Annotated in this window: 15 protein-coding genes and 1 pseudogene; 2 read left to right on the forward strand and 14 right to left on the reverse strand. The window is 70.5% G+C overall.

All coding sequences use genetic code 11. The annotated features are described in order from the left end of the window. Positions 1-235: 235 nt before the first annotated feature. Genes efp through GXY15_11805 form a run of 5 tightly spaced genes read right to left on the reverse strand, consistent with a single transcriptional unit; the run spans position 236 to position 6,900 of the window. Complete coding sequence (gene efp / locus GXY15_11785) at positions 236-793, reverse strand: elongation factor P (GenBank protein ID NLV41892.1); 558 nt, start codon at positions 791-793, stop codon at positions 236-238. Continuing rightward, positions 790-1,866 carry an aminopeptidase P family protein gene (locus GXY15_11790; GenBank protein NLV41893.1) on the reverse strand — a complete coding sequence of 359 codons (1,077 nt, stop codon included), beginning with the start codon at positions 1,864-1,866 and terminating at the stop codon, positions 790-792. Before GXY15_11790 ends, efp begins: the two co-directional genes overlap by 4 nt. Positions 1,867-1,892: 26 nt before the next feature. Next, entirely contained in the window at positions 1,893-4,694 is a 2,802-nt protein-coding gene (locus GXY15_11795) for an O-antigen ligase family protein (GenBank protein NLV41894.1), read from the reverse strand. Continuing rightward, complete coding sequence (locus GXY15_11800; protein ID NLV41895.1) at positions 4,691-5,794, reverse strand: undecaprenyl/decaprenyl-phosphate alpha-N-acetylglucosaminyl 1-phosphate transferase; 1,104 nt, start codon at positions 5,792-5,794, stop codon at positions 4,691-4,693. The genes GXY15_11795 and GXY15_11800 overlap by 4 nt, the downstream gene beginning before the upstream one ends. After that, positions 5,791-6,900 (reverse strand): glycosyltransferase, encoded by a 1,110-nt coding sequence (locus GXY15_11805; GenBank protein NLV41896.1) that lies wholly within the window; start codon positions 6,898-6,900, stop codon positions 5,791-5,793. The genes GXY15_11800 and GXY15_11805 overlap by 4 nt, the downstream gene beginning before the upstream one ends. Before the next feature lie 239 nt (positions 6,901-7,139). On the opposite strand from GXY15_11805, the gene GXY15_11810 reads away from it, so the two are divergent. Further along, positions 7,140-9,410 (forward strand): VCBS repeat-containing protein, encoded by a 2,271-nt coding sequence (locus tag GXY15_11810; GenBank protein ID NLV41897.1) that lies wholly within the window; start codon positions 7,140-7,142, stop codon positions 9,408-9,410. 63 nt (positions 9,411-9,473) lie between these two features. Here the strand turns inward: GXY15_11810 and GXY15_11815 are convergent, their stop codons facing one another. The 7 genes from GXY15_11815 to GXY15_11845 all read right to left on the reverse strand — a co-directional run bounded on the left by GXY15_11815 (position 9,474) and on the right by GXY15_11845 (position 19,992). Continuing rightward, positions 9,474-9,854, reverse strand: a complete 381-nt coding sequence (locus GXY15_11815; GenBank protein NLV41898.1) for a GxxExxY protein — start codon at positions 9,852-9,854, stop codon at positions 9,474-9,476. Positions 9,855-9,902: 48 nt separating this feature from the next. Continuing rightward, positions 9,903-11,090 (reverse strand): hypothetical protein, encoded by a 1,188-nt coding sequence (locus GXY15_11820; GenBank protein NLV41899.1) that lies wholly within the window; start codon positions 11,088-11,090, stop codon positions 9,903-9,905. Further along, positions 11,087-12,010, reverse strand: coding sequence for a 4-hydroxy-3-methylbut-2-enyl diphosphate reductase (gene ispH, locus GXY15_11825; protein NLV41900.1), 924 nt, complete (start codon positions 12,008-12,010; stop codon positions 11,087-11,089). Before ispH ends, GXY15_11820 begins: the two co-directional genes overlap by 4 nt. A gap of 39 nt (positions 12,011-12,049) precedes the next feature. Next, on the reverse strand, positions 12,050-13,720 hold the full coding sequence (locus tag GXY15_11830) for a ribulokinase (protein ID NLV41901.1): 1,671 nt from the start codon (positions 13,718-13,720) through the stop codon (positions 12,050-12,052). 117 nt (positions 13,721-13,837) lie between these two features. Further along, on the reverse strand, positions 13,838-16,999 hold the full coding sequence (locus tag GXY15_11835; protein ID NLV41902.1) for an alpha-mannosidase: 3,162 nt from the start codon (positions 16,997-16,999) through the stop codon (positions 13,838-13,840). Between the two features lie 241 nt (positions 17,000-17,240). Next, positions 17,241-19,592: a VWA domain-containing protein gene (locus GXY15_11840; GenBank protein ID NLV41903.1), complete on the reverse strand. Its 2,352-nt coding sequence runs from the start codon at positions 19,590-19,592 to the stop codon at positions 17,241-17,243. Continuing rightward, positions 19,579-19,992, reverse strand: coding sequence for a MerR family transcriptional regulator (locus GXY15_11845; GenBank protein ID NLV41904.1), 414 nt, complete (start codon positions 19,990-19,992; stop codon positions 19,579-19,581). The genes GXY15_11840 and GXY15_11845 overlap by 14 nt, the downstream gene beginning before the upstream one ends. Before the next feature lie 235 nt (positions 19,993-20,227). Here GXY15_11845 and GXY15_11850 point away from each other — a divergent pair, with 235 nt between their 5' ends. Then, positions 20,228-20,896 (forward strand): DUF1080 domain-containing protein, encoded by a 669-nt coding sequence (locus tag GXY15_11850; protein ID NLV41905.1) that lies wholly within the window; start codon positions 20,228-20,230, stop codon positions 20,894-20,896. Positions 20,897-21,261: 365 nt separating this feature from the next. Here GXY15_11850 and GXY15_11855 read toward each other — a convergent pair whose 3' ends face one another. Both GXY15_11855 and GXY15_11860 read right to left on the reverse strand, forming a co-directional pair. After that, complete coding sequence (locus tag GXY15_11855) at positions 21,262-21,429, reverse strand: GxxExxY protein (protein NLV41906.1); 168 nt, start codon at positions 21,427-21,429, stop codon at positions 21,262-21,264. Between the two features lie 363 nt (positions 21,430-21,792). After that, positions 21,793-21,951 (reverse strand): annotated as a pseudogene (locus GXY15_11860) (GxxExxY protein). Positions 21,952-21,966 lie beyond the last annotated feature (15 nt).

Here is a 21,966-nt window from a genome sequence, read left to right on the forward strand (position 1 = left end):
ATGGGGAGGGCTGGTGCCTACCTTGCCTTTCCTTTGCGCCGTTGCGCCTTTGCGTTAAAGCCTCTTTAACGCCAAGACGCAAAGACGCCAAGGCGCGGGAGGAGGGCGCAGCAAGCGGCGCCCCTACGGCTCCACGCTCTGGACGCTTGCGGAAGCCCCGGCCATTCCCCTGTAGGGGCGCTGCTTGCCGCGCCCTGAGCGCACACGAAGGCCCCCGCTTGTCCGGCGGCCAGGCTCAGACGCGCTCGACGTAGGCGCCGGTGCGGGTGTCCACCTTGATGGTGTCGCCCTCGTTGATGAAGAGGGGCACTTGGACGACCGCGCCGGTCTCGAGGGTGGCGGGCTTGGTGGCGCCGGAGGACCGGTCGCCCTGGACCCCGGGGTCGGACTTGGTGATGGTGAGCACCACGTGGGAGGGAACCTTCACCGAGATGACCTTCTCGCGGTGGAACATGAGCGTGGCGTTGGTGTTTTCCTTCATCCACTTCGCGATGTCGCCCACGACGCCCGGATTCACCGCGAGCTGCTCGAAGGTGTCGTTGTCCATGAAGTGGAACAGGTCGCCGTCGTTGTAGAGGAACTGCCAGGGCTGCTCCTCGAGGCGGGCCTCGTCGAACTTCTCGCCGGAGCGGAAGGTGCGCTCGAGCACGCGCCCCGTCAGGACGTTCTTGAACCGGGTGCGGACGAAGGCCCCGCCCTTGCCGGGCTTGACGTGCTGGAACTCGACGATTTCCATGAGGTCGTTGTCCATTTCGACGACCAGTCCGTTTCTGAAGTCGGCTGTTGAGATCATGGGCGGATTACCTGTAGCTCCTTGGGCAGTTTGTTCAACACGTCGCACCCCTGCGGGGTGACGACCACGAGGTCTTCAATGCGCACGCCGCCCCGGCCGGGCAGATAGATGCCGGGCTCCACCGTCACGGCCATGCCGGGGGCGAGCACAGTGGTCGAATGCTGGTTCAGCCGGGGAAATTCATGGATTTCGAGGCCGACGCCGTGCCCGGTGCCATGCCCGAACCGGGCACCGTACCCGGCCCGTTCGATGACGTCCCGGCAGGCCCGGTCCACCGCCGCGGCGCCCGCGCCGGGCCGCACCGCGGCCAGTCCGGCGAGCTGCGCCTCCAGCACGCGGGCGTAGATGTCCTCGAACCACGCGCCGGGAATATTACCGAAAACGGCGGTGCGAGTCAAGTCGGAGCAGTATCCGTCCACGATGCAGCCGCAGTCCACCAGCACGATGTCCCCCCGTTTCAGGGGGGTGTCGCCGGGCTTTCCGTGGGGCAGCGAGCTGCGCGCGCCGAAGAGGACCGTGGTGTCGAAGGAGGCCTTCTGCGCGCCCCGTTTGCGGAACTCATGCTCCAGCAGCGCGGCGACGGCCCCCTCGGTGACGCCCTCCCGCAGTCGGCGGAAGGCCGTGGCCAGCGCGGCCTCGGCGATGTCGGTGGCCCGGCGCATCCGGGCGACCTCGTCGGCGTCCTTGACGGCGCGCAGGGGGTCCAGAAGCCCGGGGGCGGCGCGGAGCCGCCCCCCGGCGAAGGCTTTCCGCAGGCGCCCGTGGGTGGAGACGCTGATCCGGTCCGGCTCGAAGAGGGCCGACGCGCAGCCCGCCTCCGCGAGCAGGGCGCCGGCGGCGGTTTCGAGGCCGCCGGTGACCTCGCGCACGCGGCACCCCTTCGCCTGCGTCTTTGCCTGCTCGGTGTAGCGGAAGTCGCAGAGGAGCACGGCCGCGCGCGGTGTCACCACGACGGCGGAGGCGCTCCCGTGGAAGCCCGTGAGGTATTCGTTCACCGGCGGGTCCAGGCTGACGAAACCGTCGGCGCGCCGCTGGGCGACGAGCCCGCGCAGGGCCGCGATGCGGTGTTTCATGGCGTCTCCCGTTGTCTTGTTGGGGTTCAGGGCAGCCCCTGTCCCCACCGCCGCTGCTCCAGCTCCTTGGTTTCGCGTTGGACGGTCTCCGCCCGGGCCTCGTTCTCGGCGGCCTCGGCGTCGCGTCCGGCGGCGCGCAGAAGCGTTGCGGACTCGCGCAGGGCCCAGGCGAGTCCATGCCCGTACTGGGGGATGATCGGACTCAGGCGGCGGGCCCGCCCGTGTTCCGCGAGCACCTCCAGCACCGTCTCCAGCCGCGGCGTGGCGTCGTCGTTCATGGCGAGGTGGAAGAGCGCCTCGGCGCGGGCGCGGGCCATTTCGGCGCTGTGGGGGGCCAGTTCCGTGACACGGTCCGCCCAGTGCCGGTAGCGCACCAGCCAGTCGGGGCGCTGGGGGAGCCAGTCCTTGCCCAGGTGCGGAGTCCGCACGACCAGGCCGTAGCACCGGAGCAGGTGGTAGGCCAGCTGCTGGTTGTGGGGCCAGCGCGCGGCCTCCGCCTCCAGCCAGGCGATCTGCGCCAGCATCCCCTTCAGCCCGCAGACCCTCGCCCTGAAATACCGGTCCATCAGCAGCACCGCGTCCAGGCCGGGCACCTCGTCCGGCGGCAGCCGCCGGTAGGACCCCTGCACCCCGGGCACGGGCCCGTAGAAGTCCCCCGTCTCCGCCCACGCGCGGATGTCGGGGTTCAGGGTCAGGGCGTCCACCAGCCGCATCTGCACCGGCTTCTTTTCGTACGGCTTGTCCGTGATAATCGCGTCTATCACCCCCCCCACTTCCGCCAGGCAGCGCCCCGCCGTCTGGTACATCCGCATCAGCTCCTTGTCGTCGCCCACATTCACGAAGCTCATGCGCCCGAGGCTCAGCTCCTGAAGGTAGACGCGCGACGCGACCCCCAGCGCCCCCGCCATGACCACCAGCAGCGCGACGGCCGCAGCCCGGCGGACCCCGGCCGGAAGGGACAGGGCGCCCGCCGCGCCGGGGCCGGCAAAGAGCATTCCCGCCACCACGAAAAAGGGCATGGCGAGGGAGGCGTTGGAGAAATGGATGTCAATGCCCGCGTGGAGGCAGAAGGCCGCCGCCGCCGCCAGGAGGCCCAGGGCCAGCCCCCGTTCCGCCGCGTCCGGCGCACGAACCACCCGCCGCACGGCGAACACGGCCAGCACGGCCATAAAGGCGAGAAAGAGCAGCCCCCCCGCCACGCCCGTCTCGACAAAGGGCTGGAGGAAGGCGTTGTGCGCCTCGCGCACGTCTCCCGCCCCGAGATACTGGTACTGCGGGTAGGCGGCATGGAAGTTGCCCAGCCCCACGCCCAGGAGCGGGTTGGCCGCGAAGATTTTCGCCGCCACATTCCAATACGTGAGCCGGATTTTGAAGGACGAGGTGTCCCGCAGGTCCTCCACCCCCAGGGAAACCCCCTCGTTCACGATGGAGGGAGACGCCGGCGCCGCCGTTTCCTGGGCCTGGATTCCCGGTCCCGCGAGCAGCCAGGCCGCCCCGCCCACCGCCACAATCCCCGCCGCCGCCCGCGCGGCCCGGCGCATCCCCGGGCGAAGCCCGCGGCGCTGCGCGAACATCAGCGCGGCGGTGGCCAGCCCCGCGGCGGCCAGGGCGACCATCGCCCCGCGGGTGTAGGTCATCCAGAGGGCGGTCAGCGAAACGGCCAGCAGCACGGGCAGCGCCCACAGGGCGGCCCGCCGCAGGGCGTGGAACAGGCCGCCGCGCAATGCCGCGCGGTGGACCAGCACCCCGGGCCCGGCCCCCGCCAGGGCGGCCATCACCGCGAAAACCGGCAGGGTCGCGTACCAGGCGGGGGAGGGAACGAAGACGGAGCGGAAGTGGAGCGTGAACAGGGCCTGGCCCGCCACGGCGGCCCAGACTGCCAGGGCCGCACCCAGAGCCATCCACCGCCCCGCGCCCGGCCCGGTGTCGCGCCGGCGGCGCCACGCGTCCGCCCACCCGGAAACCATCAGGGGAATGCCGAGGAGCAGGAAGCCCGCCAGGCTGTTGGGGAAGAGCAGGGTGCCGAAGGCGCGGCTCCGGTTGAGGCGGCGGGCGAGCTCCGGCGTGATGGTGTCGGTGTTGAAGTACTGCCGGAGCACCTCGGGGTTCAGCACGGCCTTGCGCGCCTCGGGCAGGAGATAGTGGAAATGCAGGATGGCGTACCACGCCTCCAGAAAGACCGCCGCCAGCAGCGCGCCGACCACCAGCCGCCGCGCGGCGGGGCTCCCCGCGCAGTTCGCCGACAGCAGGAAGAGCAGCAGGTAACTCAGCCAGAGCAGGAGCTGGCGCGCCGTGTTGTCCACCTGCCAGGTGGTCCACAGCCCCAGGGCCGCCACGGCGACAAAGCCCGCCAGCGGCGCGGCGGCCGCCGCCCCCCGCCACGCCCCCCCGCGGAGGGCCGAGCGCACGAGCCAGAACGCGGCCACGGTGAAGATGCCGGCGATGAAATACAGGTTGGCCACGGGGTAGGTGTAGCCGTCAATCCACGGGCGGAACAGGAGCAGCAGGGCGAGGCCCGCCGAGGGGTGGACGATGCCCGCCATGACCACGGCGCCGAGCCCCCAGACCACCGCGGCGAGGCCGAAATCGCCGGGGGGAATCATCTGGGGATTGTAGACGCCGACCCATCCGGCCAGCATGGTCCTGACGGGGCCGAGCAGGTTGAAGGCGGCGGCCACGAAGAGCAGGAGGCCCAGGGAGACCACGCACCCCGCCATCACCGCCGCCGTGTGGGGGGAGGCGAAGTCCTCCGGCCATTCCGCCCGCCAGTTCCACACCGCGCCGGAGGTCTTTGCCGCGCCCGGCGCGGGGGCCGTCTTCTGGGTCATAGGTCCCCCCTCCCGTTGTCGCCCGCCTTCATCAGCAGCACGATGAGCATGAACACCCCCGCCGACTGGGCGAGGATGATGAAGGTGCCGTGGGTGTCCAGACGGGGCAGCAGCGCGCCGCCCAGCCCGACCACGGCGGCCACAAAATAGATGAACCACACGGCGGAGGACTTGCTCATGCCCGCCTTCACGAGACGGTGCGAGAAGTGCCGCTTGTCGCCCAGGAAAATCGAATCGCCGCAGCGCCAGCGGATCCAGATTACGCTGAAGGTGTCGAACAGCGGCACGCTGAGCGCCAGCAGCGGCGCGGCCACGGCCACCCGCGACCCGGCCCCCTCCACGTGGAAGGTGCCCACCACGGAGATGGTCGCCAGGAAGTAGCCGTTGAACATGGCGCCGCAGTCGCCCATGAAGATGCGGGCCGGCGGCAGGTTGTGCCACAGGAACCCGCCCACGGCGCCCATGAACACCACCAGGAGGATGCGCGCCATGCGCTCGTCCGCGAAGGGCTGGATGCACAGGTAGAAGGTGGCCGCGGAAATCACCGCCACCCCCCCGCTCAGGCCGTCCATGTTGTCCAGGAGGTTCATGCTGTTGATCACCAGCACCACCCAGAACAGCGTGACCGCGGAGGAGGTGAAGGGGTCGGTGAAGAAGAACAGCTCGATCCGCATGCCCGACCCGACGAGGACCAGCCCCACCGCGATCTGGCCCAGCAGCTTCATCTTCGGCGAGAGCACGTGCAGGTCGTCTATCACGCCCAGCACGAAGATCATCACCCCGCCCGTGAGAATCCCCGCCATCTTCCAGCCGCCGTCCTCGCCGAGGAAGCCAAACAGCTCGCGCTCCACATAGCCCCGCCCGAAGCGGTGCGACAAATACACCGCCGCCAGGTGCCCCAGCACGACGAGGTAGAAGGTCAGCACGATGGCCGCGCCGCCCATCAGGGGCATCGGCTCCACGTGGATCTTGCGGCCCGCCGGGTGGTCCAGCAGGTCCCAGCGCAGGGCCAGCCGCCGCGCCACCGCCGTCAGCGCCAGCGACAGCGCCAGCGACAGCGCCAGGAAATAGCCGTGCAGCAGGTATTCGTTCACCGTCACGTCCGGGTGCTCTCCAGGGCGCGCAGGTACTCCTCGTACTCCGCGCGCGCCACGTTGCGCGCGTCAAACTCGCGGCGGACCCGCTCCCGCGCGAAGGCGCCCAGCGCCTCCCGCCGCGCGGGATCCGCCAGCAGGGCGTTCACCGCCTCCGCCAGCGCCGCCGGGTCGCGGGGGGGCACGTTCACGCCCGTTTCCCCGTCGAGGTTCGCATACTCTACACCCGTTCCGAGTTTTGTGGCCACCACGGGCCGCCCGCAGGCGTGCGCCTCCAGGATGGAAATGCCGAAGGCCTCGCTCCGCTCCACCGAGGGAAACGCGAACACGGCGCACGCGTGCAGGTGCGCCACGAGATCGTCGTGCCCCAGCGGCCCGGGAAACACGGCGTCCACGCCGAGCTGCGCCGCCTGCGCCCGCGCCGCCTCCCGCTCCGGCCCGTCCCCCGCGACCACCACCCGCGCGCGGATGGCCTTCGCCGCCTCCAGCAGCACGGGCAGGCCCTTGTAGTACCGGTGCCTGCCCGAGAACAGCACAAAGTCGCCGCCGTGTTCCGCGCGCAGCGCCGCCACCCGCGCCGGGTCCGGCGCGTCAAACTCCTCCGGCAGGATGCCCAGCGGCACCACCCGGCACCGCTCCGGAATCTCCCGAAGGACCGGCGACGTCTCCAGATACCGCTGCGACGTCGGAAGCACCACCGCCGCCCGCCGCAGAAACCGCATCAGCGCGGGGCGGTAAAAGCGCATCGCCGACGCCTGCCGCACCACGTCGCTGTGGTACCGCGCCACGATGACCCCGCGCGGCGGCGCGATGAGGCACGACAGCTCCGCCGTCGGGTTCGGCACATGCACCACCACCACGTCCGCGCCGCTTTGGCGGATGCGCCAGGGGAAACTGGGCGCCGCCGGCGCGCCCTGCACCCGGCCCCACTCCCCCGCCTCCGTCACCCGCGTGCCGTCGCGGTCCACCATCCGCGAGCGCGGCCCCCCGCTGCACGTCAGCGCCTCCACCTCCGCCCACGCGCGCTGAAAACGGCACATGAGCGCCATGTGCCGTTCAATGCCCCCGCGCACCGGCGGGTCGAAATCCTTGTAGACGTGGAGAATCTTCACCTGTTCCGTCCGGCCCGCAGCCCCGCGCGGGCCGGACCAGTGTCGCAGAACCGCCCCCGCCATGGCAAGACGCCCATGGACCGCATGGACGAGATGGACGATGTGGACAGAACGGCCCGGAGCGCGCGTTCCTAGGGGAAACTGTTTACAATCTGGGAAATGGGGGTATAATGGCGGGATGCAGGCCGGGCAGGGGACGCGGCGCGTCTCCAGCCGGGCAGAACATGGGAGAATGCCCGATGAACCAGGAAACGCGTCTCCGCAGTTTCCGGGGACGGTTCTCCGTCCTCACGGCGGGGGCGGCCTGTCTGGCCGCCGCGCTGCTGACCGGGTGCCCGACGGGCACCGCCTACGGCCCCCTGAGCAACTCGGACCTCCGCCTGTTCCAGAGCCGCTATGTGTACGGCGTGTCCGGCGAGGCCACGGACGTGGCGGCGGCGGACTTCAACGGCGACAACATCCCGGACCTGGCGGCGATCAACAACGACCAGCAGAACGTGTCAGTGCTCCTGTCGGAGGGGGCAACGAAGTATGTGAAGGCCAAGGACTACGACCTGGGGGACACGCCGAGCGCCCTGGCCGTGGGCGACACCAACGGCGACGGGCGCCCGGACATCCTGGTCTGCAACGAGACCTTTGGCCAGGTGACCGTGCTCACGTCGCGGGGCGACGGCGAGTTCAACGAGCCGGCGCTGTGGGAGCTGCCCGCGGGCGCGACGCCGCGCGGTCTGGCGGTGGCGGACGTCAACGGCGACGGGCTGCCGGACATTGTCACGGCGAACGCCGGCCTGAACTCAGTTTCGGTGCTGCTGGGGACGGCGGAGGGCGGGTTTGAGGCGGCGCGCTCCTTCCCCGCGGGAACCGGCCCCCGCTGGGTGATCGCCGCGGACCTGACCGGGGACGGCCAGACGGACGTCCTCAGCGTCAACCGCGACTCCAACGACCTCTCGCTCTTTATGCGGTCGGGGGCCAACCTGAACAACGCGGTGTCCCTGCGGTGCGGCCTGGCGCCGCGCATGGCGGCGGCGGGCGACCTGAACGGCGACGGGCTGCCGGACCTGGTGGTGTCGAACACGGGCACCAACGACCTCTCGGTGCTGCTGGGACAGGGCGGGGGCGCCTTCGCGGCGGAACGCCGCGTGGCCCTTGGCAAGCCGCCGACGCGCCTTTCCCTGGGCGATTTCGACCGCGACGGCCGCCTGGACGCCGCCGCGCTGCTCTTCGACTCGGCCGACACCGGGTCGCTGGGCGTGGTGGCGGTGCTGTTGGGCGACGGCGCGGGCGGCTTCGCCGCGCCGCTCTTCTTCGGGTCGGGCTGGCAGTCCTTCGGCCTGTGCGCCGCCGACATGGACCTGGACGGCGCCCCGGACCTCGTCACGGCGGACACCTCCATGAAGGCCGTGGCGCTGCTTCGCGGGCGCGGCGACGGCACCTTCGAGAGCGACCGGCGCTTCGCCACGGGCGTGGTCCCCTCGGCGGGCGTGACGGGCGACTTCAACGGCGACGGCCACACCGACGTGCTGGTGGCGAACGCCGGCGGCGGGTCGCTGGTGTTCATGGCGGGCGACGGCGCGGGCCGTTTCACCGCGCAGCCCGCGCCCGTGCCCGTGGGCGGCATCCCCATCGCCCTGGCCGCCGCGGACCTCAACGACGACGACGCGCCCGACGTGGTGGTGTCCCTCAAGGGGCAGAAGACCGCCCTGCTCCTGCTCGGCTCCGAAACGGGGCAGTTTGTCGCGGGGCCCGCGGTCAACCTGCTGCCCGACGGGTCGGCGTACCTGCCCATCTCGTATTCGCTCACCCTGGGCGACGTGAACAACGACGGGCGGCCGGACCTGCTCTCGGCGAACAGCGGGGCCGACAGTGTCAGCGTGGCCCTGGGCCGCGGCGACGGCACCTTCGCCGCCCCGGCGGAGATGCGCAACATCAGCTACCCCCTCCGCGCGGGTCTGGCCGACCTCGACCGCGACGGCACCCCCGACATCATCGCCACCAGCTCGCGCGACCCGGAGCAGTCGTCGGACCAGGCGGAGCCGCGCATTGTCCGGCTGCTGGGCATCGGCGACGGCACCTTCAACACGGAAAGCATGCTCCGCGTGGCCACGGGTTCCTATCCGGCGGACCTGGCCCTCGGCGACCCCAACGGCGACGGGCGGACCGACGCCGTGACCGCGCACCCCGGCAGCGACGGCGTCTACATCGCCGCGGGCGCCCAGGGCGGCCGCCTGGCCAAGGGCGAGAAGCTCGGCGTCGGCGACCTCCCCGTCGCCGTGCTCCTGCCCGACGTGAACGCCGACGGCAAGGCGGACATCCTCACCACCCACGCCGCGGGCTACGCCGTGGTGCGGATCAGCCGCGGCGCAGGCCGCTACGACGCGTCCCGCCACTTCCTCACCGGCGACACCGCGCTGGTGAGCTTCTACCAGGACGTGAACGGCGACCAGATCCCCGATTTCATCACCCTCAACCGCGGCACCTCGGACCTCTCCGTGCTCCTCGGCCAGCGGTAGGTCCCGCATCCCTGCGGAAGATTTTCAACGCAGAGACGCGGAGAACGCGGAGGGCGCGGAGAGTCAGATCAGGCTGTTCACGATGCGCTTGACGCCGTCCACCAGCAGGGGTTCGTGGAAGTTGATATTCAGCCCCAGCCGGACTCCTGTGAGCCGCAGATACGTGAGCGTCTTGGCGTGGTCCTTCTTGGTCATCTCCTCCTTCGCCTTCACATCAACAATCACAAGACCTTCGACAATCAGGTCCAGCCTCAGATCGGTGGAGAGTTTCACGCCCTTGTAGGCAATGGGAACCGCTTTCTGGCGTTCAAATGCCATGCCGCGTAGGTGCAACTCATGGCACAGCGCCTCCTCATAAACCCCTTCAAGCAGTCCCGGCCCCAGCGCGCGATGAACCTCAATCGCCGCACCAATGACGCGCTCGGAAACCTCATTCTCCCGCATGCCTTCCCCTCCGCGGTCTTTGCGCTCTCTGCGTCTCTGCGTTGAATCTTATTTCCCGCCGAAGACCTCGCGGAGGGCGTCGAGGTAGCCGGTGCCGTTCTTGGTGTCGGGCTCCAGGTAGCTGCCCTCGGTCCACTCGTTCCAGGCGTTGATGGTGAGGATGCGGCGGTCGGCGGGCTGGGTGTCGAGGAAGGCGCGGGCGCGGATGAGGGCCTCCTTGAACGCCGCCGGGGTGTTCCCCACAACCACGGGGGTGTAGGGGTAGCCGCGGTTCTCGAAGACGTCGGACTGGGTGGTGCGCGGCGACGAGTCCCAGCCCATGCTCACGTTGGGGTAGTAGGGCACGGGCCACCGCTTGACGAAGTCGGGCCAGAGGGCGGCGGACTTCTCCATCCACGGCGCGTACTCCGCCGCCGGGAAGCCCTCGGGCACCACGTGGTGGATCCAGCAGTAGGAGGTGACGGAGTCCATGCCGAGTTTGCCGAGCAGCTCCTCGGGGTTCTTCACCGTCCGCTCGTTCGGCAGCACCTGCACCCCCCACATGACGGCGTTCAGGTGGAGCTCGCCGACGCCGGCCTTCCGGGCGCGGTCGCGGAAGTCGTCGAGCGCGGCGCGGGTCGCCTCCACGCCGCCGAGCCCCTGGATGAGCGTCATCAGCTCGTAGACGGAGAAGTAGGGCTTGCCGTCAACGCGCCAGTAGTTGGGCTGGGAGAAGTAGGTCTGGATGATGTGATCCGTGGCCTTCACGAAGGTCTCCCGCGTGACCGGGCCGGGGTGCAGGGTCTCGGGCTTCACGCCGGCCTTCGCGGGAAAAATCTCGATCCAGTCGTGGTTGGCCCACATGAGGGCGAACTTGATCCGGTCGCGGTTGGGCGCCTTGAGAAGCCCCTTCTCCAGCCCGTCGCCGATGAAGAGCCCGGTGTCGTGCCAGTACCAGTCGTAGAGGAACACGTCCACGCCGCTGTCGGCGGCGGCGTCTATCTTCCGCGCCATGACGGCGGGGTCCGACTCGTCCTCGTAGCCCCAGGCGGGCACCTTGGGCTGGTCGTGGCCGGGGAAGCGCGGCGTGGCCGCCTTCGCCAGGTTCCACTCGGTCCAGTCCCTCCCGTAGCGTTCGCTGTACACGGGGTTCGGATGGTAGCTGGGGAAGTAGTAGGCGGCGACCTCGTAGGCCTGGGCGGACAGGGCGCAGGCGCCCGCAAGCATCAGGACGGACCAGTTAATGGCGTTCTTCATTTGAGCAGCTCCTTGGGCAGTCGGAATTCAACGTCCTCCTCGACCAGCGTGCGCTCCTCGACCTCGCAGGGGCCCAGCGCGCGCGCATACTCGATGACCTCGGCGACCAGCCGCTCGGGCACGGACGCGCCCGAGGTCAGCAGCAGGCTCTCCACGCCGTCCAGCCACTCCGGCCGGATGGCGCCCGCGTCCGGGATGAGGTGGGCGGGCTTGCCCATGCCGCGGGCGATGTCGCGCAGGCGCTTGGAGTTGGCGCTTTCGGCGTCGCCGACGACCAGCACGAGGTCGGCCTCCGGCGAGAGGGCGACCACGGCGGCCTGGCGGTTGGACGTGGCGTAGCAGATGTCCTCGCGCGGCGGGGCCTGGATCTCCGGGAAGCGGCGTTTGAGGACCTCCACGATGGCGCGGCAGTCCTCCACGCTGAGCGTGGTCTGGGTGATGTAGGCGGTGTTGGCGGGGTCGGGCACGGCGACGCGCCCGGCCTCCTCCAGCGTCTGCACGAGGAGGATGTGGCCCGGCGCCCAGCCCATGGTGCCCACGGTCTCGTCGTGGCCCGCCTCGCCCACGAGGATGACGGTGCGGCCCTTTTCCGAGAAGCGGCGCGCCTCGTTGTGGACCTTTTCCACGAGGGGGCAGGTGGCGTCAATGACGTTCAGGCCGCGGCGTTTCGCGTGGGCCCAGCGGTCGGGGCCGACGCCGTGGGCGCTGAAGAGCACCAGCCCGCCCTCGGGCACCTCGTCCAGGTCGCGCACGAAGACCGCGCCCTTGCCCCGCAGCTCCTCCACCACGTGCGCGTTGTGGACGATGTGGTTGAGCACGTGCACCGGCGCGCCGTGGCGCTCCAGGGCCTGCTCCACGCTGCGGATGGCGCGGTCCACGCCCGCGCAGAACCCGCGCGGCCTCGCAACGACTATCTTCATGCGCTTCTCCCGGGGTTTGCGGAATCCCGCTCCGGCCGGTCAGGCCCGCGCTTCGTCGCGCAGGGCCAGCAGCCCCTTCATGACGTCGAAGAGGCTGTCCTGGTGGCCGCGCACGCCGAAGCTGTCATGCAGGCGCCGGTACAGGCCGAAGAGCCGGTCGTAGACGGCGGCGTTCTCCGGGATGGGGGTGTAGACCTTGTCGTCCATCCGGACCATGGCGTCCGCCGCCGCCTCAAAGTCCGCGTGGCCGCCCGCAACCGGTCCGGCGACGACCGCGCCGGCCATGGCCGCGCCGAGGGCGCAGGTCTGGCTGCTGGCGGAGACCTCCAGGGGCCGGTTGAGGACGTCGGCGTAAATCTGCATGAGCAGGGCGTTCTTGCCCGAGATGCCGCCGCAGTTGACCACGCGGTCCACGGCGACGCCGTACTCGATGAAGCGCTCCATGATGACGCGCGCGCCGAAGGCGGTGGCCTCGATGAGCGCGCGGTAGACCTCCTCGGGCTTCGTGTGAAGGGTCATGCCGACGAGGCCGCCCGTGAGCCGCTGGTCCACCAGCACGGTGCGGTTGCCGTTGTGCCAATCGAGGGCGAGCAGGCCCGACGCGCCGGGCTTCATGGCCCTCGCCTTCGCCGTGAGGGTCTCGTGGGAGTCGCCCTCCGGGCGCATGCCGCCGACAAACCAGTTGAAGATGTCGCCCACGGCGGACTGGCCCGCCTCGAGGCCGAAGCATCCGGGCAGGATGGACCCGGGCACGATGCCGCAGAGGCCGGGGATGTCCTTCGTCATGGGGGCGACCATCATGTCGCAGCAGGAGGTGCCGATGATCTTCACCAGCACGCCGGGGCGGATGCCCGAGCCGACCGCGCCCAGGTGCGCGTCGAAGGCGCCCATGGCCACCGGGATGTCCGCGTGCAGGCCGAGGCGCTGCGCCCAGCCCACCGTCAGCAGGCCCGCGCGGTCGCCCACGTCATACGCCGTGTCGGGCAGGGTCTTGCGGATGCGGGCCAGCGCGGGGTCCAGCGCCCCGACGAACTCCGCGTCCGGATAGCCGCCCCACGACGGGTTGAACATGGCCTTGTGCCCCGCCGCGCAGACGCAGCGCTTGAGCTGGGCCGGGTTGTCCGTCCCGGTGAGGAGGCCCGTCATCCAGTCGGCGTGCTCCACCCAGGAGTGCGCGGCCTGGAAGACCTCCGGGGCCGCCCGCTTCATCTTGAGCAGCTTGGACCAGAACCACTCGGAGGAGTAGGCCCCGCCGCACTTCAGCAGGTACTGCGGGCGCGTCTCCGCCGCCAGCGCCGTGATCTCCGCCGCCTCCGCGTGGCCCGTGTGGTCCTTCCAGAGCCAGGCCATCGCGGCGGGGTTGTCCTCAAACTCCGGCTGGAACGCCAGCGGCACGCCCTGCGCGTCCACGGGCAGGGGCGTCGAGCCCGTCGTGTCCACGCCGATGCCGATCACCTGCTCCGGGGAGAAGTCCCCGCGCTCCGCGGCCTGCGCGAGCACGTCGCGCACCACCGCCACCGTGCCGTCCAGATAGTCCTTCGGGTGCTGCCGCGCCAGGTCGGGGTTCCGGTCGTCCAGAATCACGCCCCGGTCCCCCGTGGGGTAGTCGAACACGCTGGTGGCGACCTCCTCGCCCGTGGCCGCGGCCACCAGCAGCGCCCGCACCGAGTTCGTCCCGAAATCCAGCCCGATGGTGTACCGCTCGCTCATGGTGTCTCTTCCCTTCGGTTGCCGCCGCGCTCCGCCGCGCCGCGAAAAGCGCGCCCATTATACCCAAAACCGAAACGGCACGCGTGCGGTGAACAACCGCAGCCCGTCCAGTGCCCCCTATTTGAACGTCACCTTGAGCGTCCGGATCTCGAAGGGGGTCACCTGCAGCCGGACGGTCCCGTCGGGGGCGACGGGCACGGGGGTGTCGTTCTCCTCCATGAGGTCGCATTCGTGGGCGGTCTTCGGCGTGCGGCAGAAGCGGAGGTCGGCGGGGCCGCGCGCGCCGTGGGCTTCGTGGAACCGCACGATGACCGCGTTGCCGTCCTCGGCCTTCTTCACCGTGTCCACGACGATGTTCGCCTGCGCGGCGGCGACGAAGGACGCCGCGGCGGGCAGCGCGGGCTTGACAGCGCCGGACCGCGCCGGAAGGGGCAGTGCGAAGGCGGGCCGGTTGAGCAGCAGGCCCTCGGCCTGTGTCGCGCCGCGCCAGTCGCCCGTGTGGGGCAGCAGCGCGTAGGTGAACTCGTGGTAGCCCTCGTCGGCGTGGGGGTCGGGGTCCACGGGGGCGCGCAGGAGCGACAGCCGCAGCACATTGCCGCGCACGTCGTGGCCGTACTTGCAGTCGTTGAGCAGGCTGACGCCGTAGCCCGCCTCGGACAGGTCGGCCCAGTGGTGGGCCGTCACCTCGAAGCGCGCGCGGTCGGCGTCGGTGTTCTCGTGCGTGGGCCGCTCGACGGCGGCAAACTGGATGTCGAACGTCGCGCGAGGGGTGAGGATGTCCACGGGGAACGCGGCCTTGAGCAGGGCGCGCTTCTCGTGCCAGTCCACGCGGTTGACCACGTCCACGCGCGCGGACCCCGCGCGCAGGCGGATCTCCTGCTCGAAGCGGCTGTGCGCCGTGCGCCGCACCACGCGCACCGCCGCGCGCAGCGGCCCGTTCTCCACCACCTCGACAGACTCCGCCGGGCCCGGCTCCCACATGGTCCGCTCGAAGTTGTACTCGATATCCCACGCGTCGTTCGCGCCGGGGCGGTCGTCGAAAAGTTGGAGCACGTTGCCCTTCTGCCCGGGGGCCAGCGCCTCGCGCCCCGCCACCTTATCATAGACGCTGGTGAAACGCCCGCGGGCGTCCAGCCGCACGCGCACCAGGCCGTTCTCCAGCAGGCGCGGCGTGGCCTTCACGCGGTCGGCGGGTTTCGCCTTCGACGCGCCCGGCGCGACATGGAACACCGCGTGGCCCAGGGGCGGCAGGCCGTCCGGAAGGAACACCGCCTCGTTCTCCCCCGTGCGCTGGACGGGCCCCAGGTCGCGGCCCGCCGCGTCCTCCAGATGGCACGGCCCCTCCGGCAGCAGCGCCCGCACCGTCACCAGGTCGCACCCGGGCACGGGCGCGGGGTTCCACACGGCCAGCGTCAGCGCGCCCGCGGGCGGCGTACCGGGATCCATGCGCGCGGCGAGGAAGGACGCGGCGCGCTGGAGCACGCCCTCGGCCAGGCCGCGCAGCTCCTTGTAGTTCAGCCCGGCGTCGAAGTAGACCTCGCCGATGGACGACCCCGGCAGGATGTCGTGGAACTGGTGCGTCAGGAGGATGCGCCACGCGGCCAGCAGGGTCTCCTGCTCGTATTCGCCGCCGTGGAGCAGCGCCCACGCGGAGAGCAGCTCCGCGCGGTGCAGCAGCCCCTCGCATTTCCGGTTGTTCCGCTTCGTGCGGCCCTGGGTCGTCTGGCAGCCCCGGTGCAGCTCCAGGTACAGCTCGCCGTTCCACACGGGCAGCGCCGCGTCGGGCGCGGAGGCCCGCATCCGGTCGAAGCAGTCGTCGGTGCGCCCGAAATCGCAGCGCGGCACGCCGGTGATGTTCTTCAGCCGCCGCCCGTACTCCAGCATGCGCGGCGACGGCCCGCCGCCTCCGTCGCCCCAGCCGAAGGAGAACGGCGCCTCGTCCAACAGGTCCTTCTGCGGGAACTGCTCCCACTGGTCGCGGAGCTGCCCCGGCACGGGGTCGCCGTTGTAGTTCAGCGGCGGCACCACAGCGCGAATGCGCGACCCGTCGGGCCCCTGCCAGAGGAAGCAGCCGTGGGGGAAGCGCGTGTAGCGGTTCCAGCCGAGCTTGATGGTGTGGAAGGTGTCCATCTGCGCCTTGCAGAGGATCTGCGGCAGGGACCACGGAAACCCAAAGGCGTCGGGCAGCCACGCAATGTGCGTGCGCTTGCCGAACTCCCGCTCGAAGAAGCGGTTGCCGTAGACAAACTGGCGCACGAGCGCCTCGCCGCACGGCATCTGGCTGTCCTGCTCCACCCACGGCGCGCCGCACAGCTCCCAGCGCCCCTCCTTCACCCGCCGCTTGATCCCCCGCCAAAGGTCGGGGAAGTTTTCCTTCACGAACTGGTAGAGCGCGGGCTGGCTCGCCGAGAAATGGTATTCCGGATACTGCTCCATGAGCCGCAGCACCGTGGAGAAGGTGCGCCCCACCTTGCGCCGCGTCTCGCGCAGGGGCCACAGCCACGCCGTGTCAATGTGCGAGTGGCCGATGAGCGTCAGCCGGCCCGCGTGCGGCGCGGCGGGGAACTCCTTCAGCCCCTTTTGCAGCCGCGCGCGCGCCGCCGCCAGCGACGCCGCGAACTCCGGGCCGTCGCGGCGCTGGAGGTCCACCGCGTGCACCGTCTCCGTGAGGAGCCGCATCATGCGCTTCCACACCGTCGAGTCCGCGGGCAGCTCCTCCAGCAGGTCCAGGCAGACCCGCGCGTCCCAGTGGAAATCCCACACCGCCCTGTCCATCACCGCGAGGTCCGCCTGCGCGAAGACATGCGTCGCGTCGAAGCGCGTGCTCGGGCACGCCTCCAGCAGAATCTCGTAGCGCGCCCCCGCCTGCGCCTTCTCCGCGAGGACCATGAACGGATGGTGCCGGTCAATGCCCTGGTGCGGTTTGCCGTTCACATACGCCAGCGCCTCGCCCGACTCCTCATGGCCCGGGAGGCCGGGGATGTCCGTGTACGCGCACGGGTTCAGCAGCGCCACCACCCGCCGTCCCGCGAATTCCGGCGGCACCACCGCCGTCATGCGGAACCACGTCGTCTGGTCCAGCCCGCCCCAGCGCTCCATCACCTGGAACGCGCGCCAGCCCTTCTCCGGCACCCGGTCCGGACCCAGGTCCATCCCCGTCACACAGCACCACAGCTCGCCGACAGGCCGCCGGGCCGCGAACACGCCGCCCCACAACTCCTCCAGCCGCGCCCGCACCTGAAGCCGCTCCGTTTCCCAGTCGCCGTGAAACACCGCCATGAGCCGCACGCCTTTCGTGTTAAGGAAGGAAACGCCCCGGAACCGGGGCCGCGCAGATTATAAGAAACCCCCGCGCGGGAAACCAACGCGGGGGAAAAGCGCACGGCAAGCCAGCCCAAGTCCGACCTGTCCGACCTGTCCGACCCGTCAGACCTGTCCGACCCGTCAGACCGGCGCGGCCCATCGGACCGATCCGACGGATCCGACCGATCGGTCCGATGGAAGCCCGGCGCCCGGGCGGTCAGCCCGTGGCCGGCCTGGGGTCCGCCGCCGCCGCGGCGGTGAAAAAATCCACCAGCGCGGCGAGGAGCGCATCGTCCGACATTCCCGCACGGGGCTCTTCGCCGTCCATCAGGGCGGCCAGCGGGGTTGTGTCCACCCGGGCAAAGGGGGCGTCCAGCTCGCACCGGCCCACGCTCCCAAGGAACCGTTCGACGGCGTCCGCCGGAATCCCGGCGGGCCAGAGGGCCTCATGCTCCTTCAGGAACGCAAGGAGCGGCAGCAGACGCGGGAACCGGGGGTGCCGCGCCCCGTCCTCCCCGATCTCGGCGAACAGGACCACCAGCTCGGCCAGGCCCAGGAGCACCTGGCGGGCGGTGGGCGCTTCGGGCGCCGCTTCCGGCGGCGCGGCCTTCCTGCGGCGGAGGAACGTGGGCACGCTCCCGAATATCCCGTTTGCGTCCGGCATGGGCAGCCTCTCCATGAAAATGCGGGGCGGGGCAAAGGACTCCATCATCATCGGCGCGGGGATGCAGCGGTCCACGGAGAAGTAGGCGCCGGGGTCGCTGTCCTCGGGCATGCCGGTGACGACGGCGCGGGTCTCGGGTAGGACCCCCGGCCGGTCGTCCGCGCGCTTCACGACGGACACGAGAGACAGGGCGCGGCTGGCGAGGCCGTATTCCCCACCGAGCGCCTCCAGCCGCCGCGTGAGGCGCTGGGACTTCCGCGAATCCGTGTCCGCGTCCCCGAAGAGGGCGTCCGTGTCCGTCACCAGCCGCGCGCCCTGCACCAGCTTGAGGGCCTCGCCCAGGGGGGACTCCCCCACCTGGACGGGGAGGTCGAAACCGCCGCCGTCCCAGGTGACGGACAGCGTTCCGTCCCCCGGCCCGTCGCACGCGCCGAACAGCACCCACGGCTGGCCCTCGCGGGCCGCGTCGGCGGGCTCGGGGAGCCATTCGGCCTTCTTCAGCCCCTTTGCCGCGCACCGGACGTTGGCCGCGAGCACCGCGCCAACGCCCCGGAACAGGGACAGCACGCCCGCCGCCACGTCCTCGCGGGGGCCGAGGAAACGCCCCACTCCGCCGCTCTCGCGGGCCAGCAGCGCCAGCATGCGGTCCTGGCTGGCGCTGCCGATGCCGAGACAGTGGACCCGCGCGCCGCACGCGCGGACCCGCGCCAGCAGGTCGTCGCCGCCGAAGACCTCGCCGTCCGTGACCAGCAGCAGGTCGCCGTCCTTTCCGATCATCTTCGCGGCGGCCCCCACGCCCGCGGCCAGCTCGGTGCCCCCCGCCGCCTCCACGGCCCCCACAAAGGCCCGCGCCGCCGACAGGTTCTTCGGCGTGGCCGGAAGCAGCTCCGGGCGGAACGGCCTCACCCGGCTCTCGAACAGCACAATGCCGAACCGGTCTTCCGGACGCAGGGTCTCAAGACACGCGCAGACCGCCGCCTTGGCCTGCTCCAGCCGGACCCCCTCCATGGACCCCGAGTGGTCCAGCAGAAAGACCACCCGCTTCTCCGTCCGCTCCGGGCGGCCGAAACAGGCCGAGGGCACGACCGCGGCAATGCGGCCCCGCCCCGCACCGTCCACCCCCGCGAAGACCGACGGCCGGTCGGCGGCCGCCCCCCGCGTCTCCAGCACCACGTCGCGGTTGGGCAGGTCGCCCGCCGTCGCCAGACGCACCCGCAGCCCGCCGTCCGCGCCCGCCCCCACCGACACGGGGTGCGAGGGGCAGACCAGCTCCGCGCCGTCGGGCGCGGCCACGTTCAGGTCGAAGGCCACACGGTGCAGGCCCTTGGCGTCGGCCTTCCAGCGGGGCAGCACCACGTCGCCGAACAGCTCCTCCGGCAGGGACATCTCCCCCGTGCCGTCGTCGGCGATGCCGCAGACGGCCTTCGCGTGGTAGCCCGGCGCCAGGGTGAAGGGGAAGCGGAACCGAAACCCGTCGTCGTGGAACTCGACCCCCGCCGCGATCTCCAGGAACACCGTCACCGTCTCGCCCGGGCGGATGTTCCCCACGTTCAGGTTGGTCACGCCGTCCTGGTAGGTCTGCGCCAGGGCCGACAGGCTGCCCCGCTCGATCCCGCGCTCGTAGGTCTCCCGCGCCTTCGCCGTCGGCCGCAGCTCCGACTCCGCCTCAAACCCGTCCCCCGTGATGCGGAACCGCCGCAGCGCCGCGTCGCGCGGCAGCGCGAAGGCGTAAATCATCTCCAGCGGCTTCTTCTCCTCCGACCGGAACACATGGCGCACCACCAGCCGCGCCCCCACCGGCAGCACCGTCCCCGTCAGCAGCAGGTCCTGCATGCCCAGTTTCACCGCGCCGCCCTTCGCGTACACCCCGAACCCGCTGATTTCACCCCCGTCATGCCTGGTCATCGTCTGAATCCTCCTGTGCGCCGGCGTTCACCTGCCGGCTGAACTCCTCTATCGCACGCCGCAGCGCGCGCAGGCGCCGCGGACCAAAACCCTCTTTCACCGACACCCGCACCCCCGGCGCGATGTCCAGCTCGCGCCACACCGCCCCCTCCGGGGCCGGGGATGGCTCCGCCCCCGCGCCCTCCAGCACGCGCCGGGCCTGCGAAAGCGTCAGCCCCCGCCGCTGCAGCGCCCGGATCTCCCCCAGACGCCGCAGATGCTCCGGACCATACGCCGCGTTGCGGCCCGCCCGCAGCGGCCCCGGCAGCAGCCCCTCGCTGATGTACAGCCGGATCGTCCGCGCCGGAACCCCCGAACGCTCCGCCAGTTCCGCCAGCCGCATTTCCTGTTGCTTCGCCATGGGTCGGCTCCTTGTGCCGGAGGGATTATACCGCCAAAATGCGACAGTGTCAAGTTTAGGCGCGGCCCGGTTTCGGTCGGACGTGTCGGACAGGTCGGACCTGTCAGACTTGTCGGACTTGTCGGACGGGGGGTGTTCTCCGGCGGCGGCGGCCGCTTCTTGACATTCCGGGGGGGGGCGGGGCCATGATGGGGGGGAACCGCCGAAGAGGCACAACACCAGGGAGACCCGGACGATGACAGACCGTGAGATGACCCGCAGGATGTTTCTGGGCGGCTTGGCGGCGGTGACGCCGGCGGCCATGATGGCGGCCCACGCCCAGGACGAGAAGAAGCCGAAGGACAAGCCGAAGGGCAAGGACGGCAAGAAGAAGGACTGGAAGGAGCTGTTCAACGGGAAGGACCTGACGGGCTGGACGCCCGAGGGCAAGGCCGCGTGGAAGGTGGAGGACGGCGTGCTGATCGGCACCCAGGGTCCGGGCAACGCCCCGGGCGACCTCTTCACCGTCGAGGAGTTCGCGGACTTCCGGCTGGTGGTGGAGTACAAACTGCAGTGGCCCGCCAACAGCGGGGTGTGGTTCCGCTACCAGAACCCGGAGACGTCCTACCAGGCGGACATGCTGGAGTACAAGGACCCCGAGGCGTATTCGGGCACCATCTACTGCCCCGGCCGCCTGTTCTTGTCGCGCAACCTGGACCCGAAGCTGGAGAAGAAGGACGACTGGAACACGATGAAGATCACGGCCAAGGGCGGCCACCTCGAAGTGGAGCTGAACGGCGTGAAGGTCGGCGACGTGGAGGACACCGCCATCGCCAAGGGCCGGATCGGCTTCCAGATCCACCCCGGCGACGAGTTCAAGGACATGAAACTCAGCGTCCGCAAGATGCGCCTGCTGGTCCTCTGATCCGCAGACGAAAGCAATTCAGGGCGCGGCTCCGATACCGGGGCCGCGCCCTTTCCTTTTTTTGTCCGCAGAGGACGCAGATTTGCGCAGAGGGGGGGAGTGGATCGCTCCGCGCGCGAAGGGGCCGAGAGGTGTCTCCCCCATTGCCGGAGAAACCGCCGCTGTTGCCGGTTTCCAAAGCGCCGAAGGCGCGGCACAAGATAGCCCGGGGCGTGAGCCCCGGGAAGGGGGAAACGATCATCTCCCACAGAGCGCCGAAGGCGCGGCACATGCGCGGAAGGCCTTTGTGCCGCCCCTTCGGGGCTCCGGGGAGGGGGGGGGCGGTTTCCCGGGGCTCACGCCCCGGGCTATTTTGTGGCGCGCTTTCAGCGCTTGGGAATGCCGCGCGCCGCGAACTCCCGTTGGAGTGCCTCCTGGCACACCGCCTCCAGAAACCCGCAGCCCAGCTCCGAATGGACCGCCATCGCCACGCCAATAATGGCATAGGTTTCCGGATCCCGCTGCTCTTTCCCATCTGCGCAAATCTGCGTCATCTGCGGATCACTCTTCCTCCAGGCCCTCCGCCGCCGCCCTTTCTTTTTTATGTCCGCAGCGGACGCAGATTTGCGCAGAGTGGGGGGGAGTGGATCGCTCCGCGCGCGAAGGGGCCGAGAGGTGTCTCCCCCATTGCCGGAGAAACCGCCGCTGTTGCCGGCTTCCAAAGCGCCGAAGGCGCGGCACAAGATAGCCCGGGGCGTGAGCCCCGGGAAGGGGGAAACGATCATCTCCCACAGAGCGCCGAAGGCGCGGCATATGCGCGGAAGGCCTTTGTGCCGCCCCTTCGGGGCTCCGGGGAGGGGGGGGCGGTTTCCCGGGGCTCACGCCCCGGGCTATTCTGTGGCGCGCTTTCAGCGCTTGGGAATGCCGCGCGCCGCGAACTCCCGTTGGAGCGCCTCCTGGTACACCGCCTCCAGAAACCCGCACCCCAGCTCGGAATGGACCGCCATCGCCGCGCCAATAATGGCATAGGTCTCCGGATCCCGCTGCTCGTTCCCATCTGCGCAAATCTGCGTCATCTGCGGATCCCTTTT

The organism is Candidatus Hydrogenedentota bacterium (genome assembly GCA_012730045.1).
Taxonomy (GTDB): Bacteria; Hydrogenedentota; Hydrogenedentia; order Hydrogenedentales; family CAITNO01; genus JAAYBR01.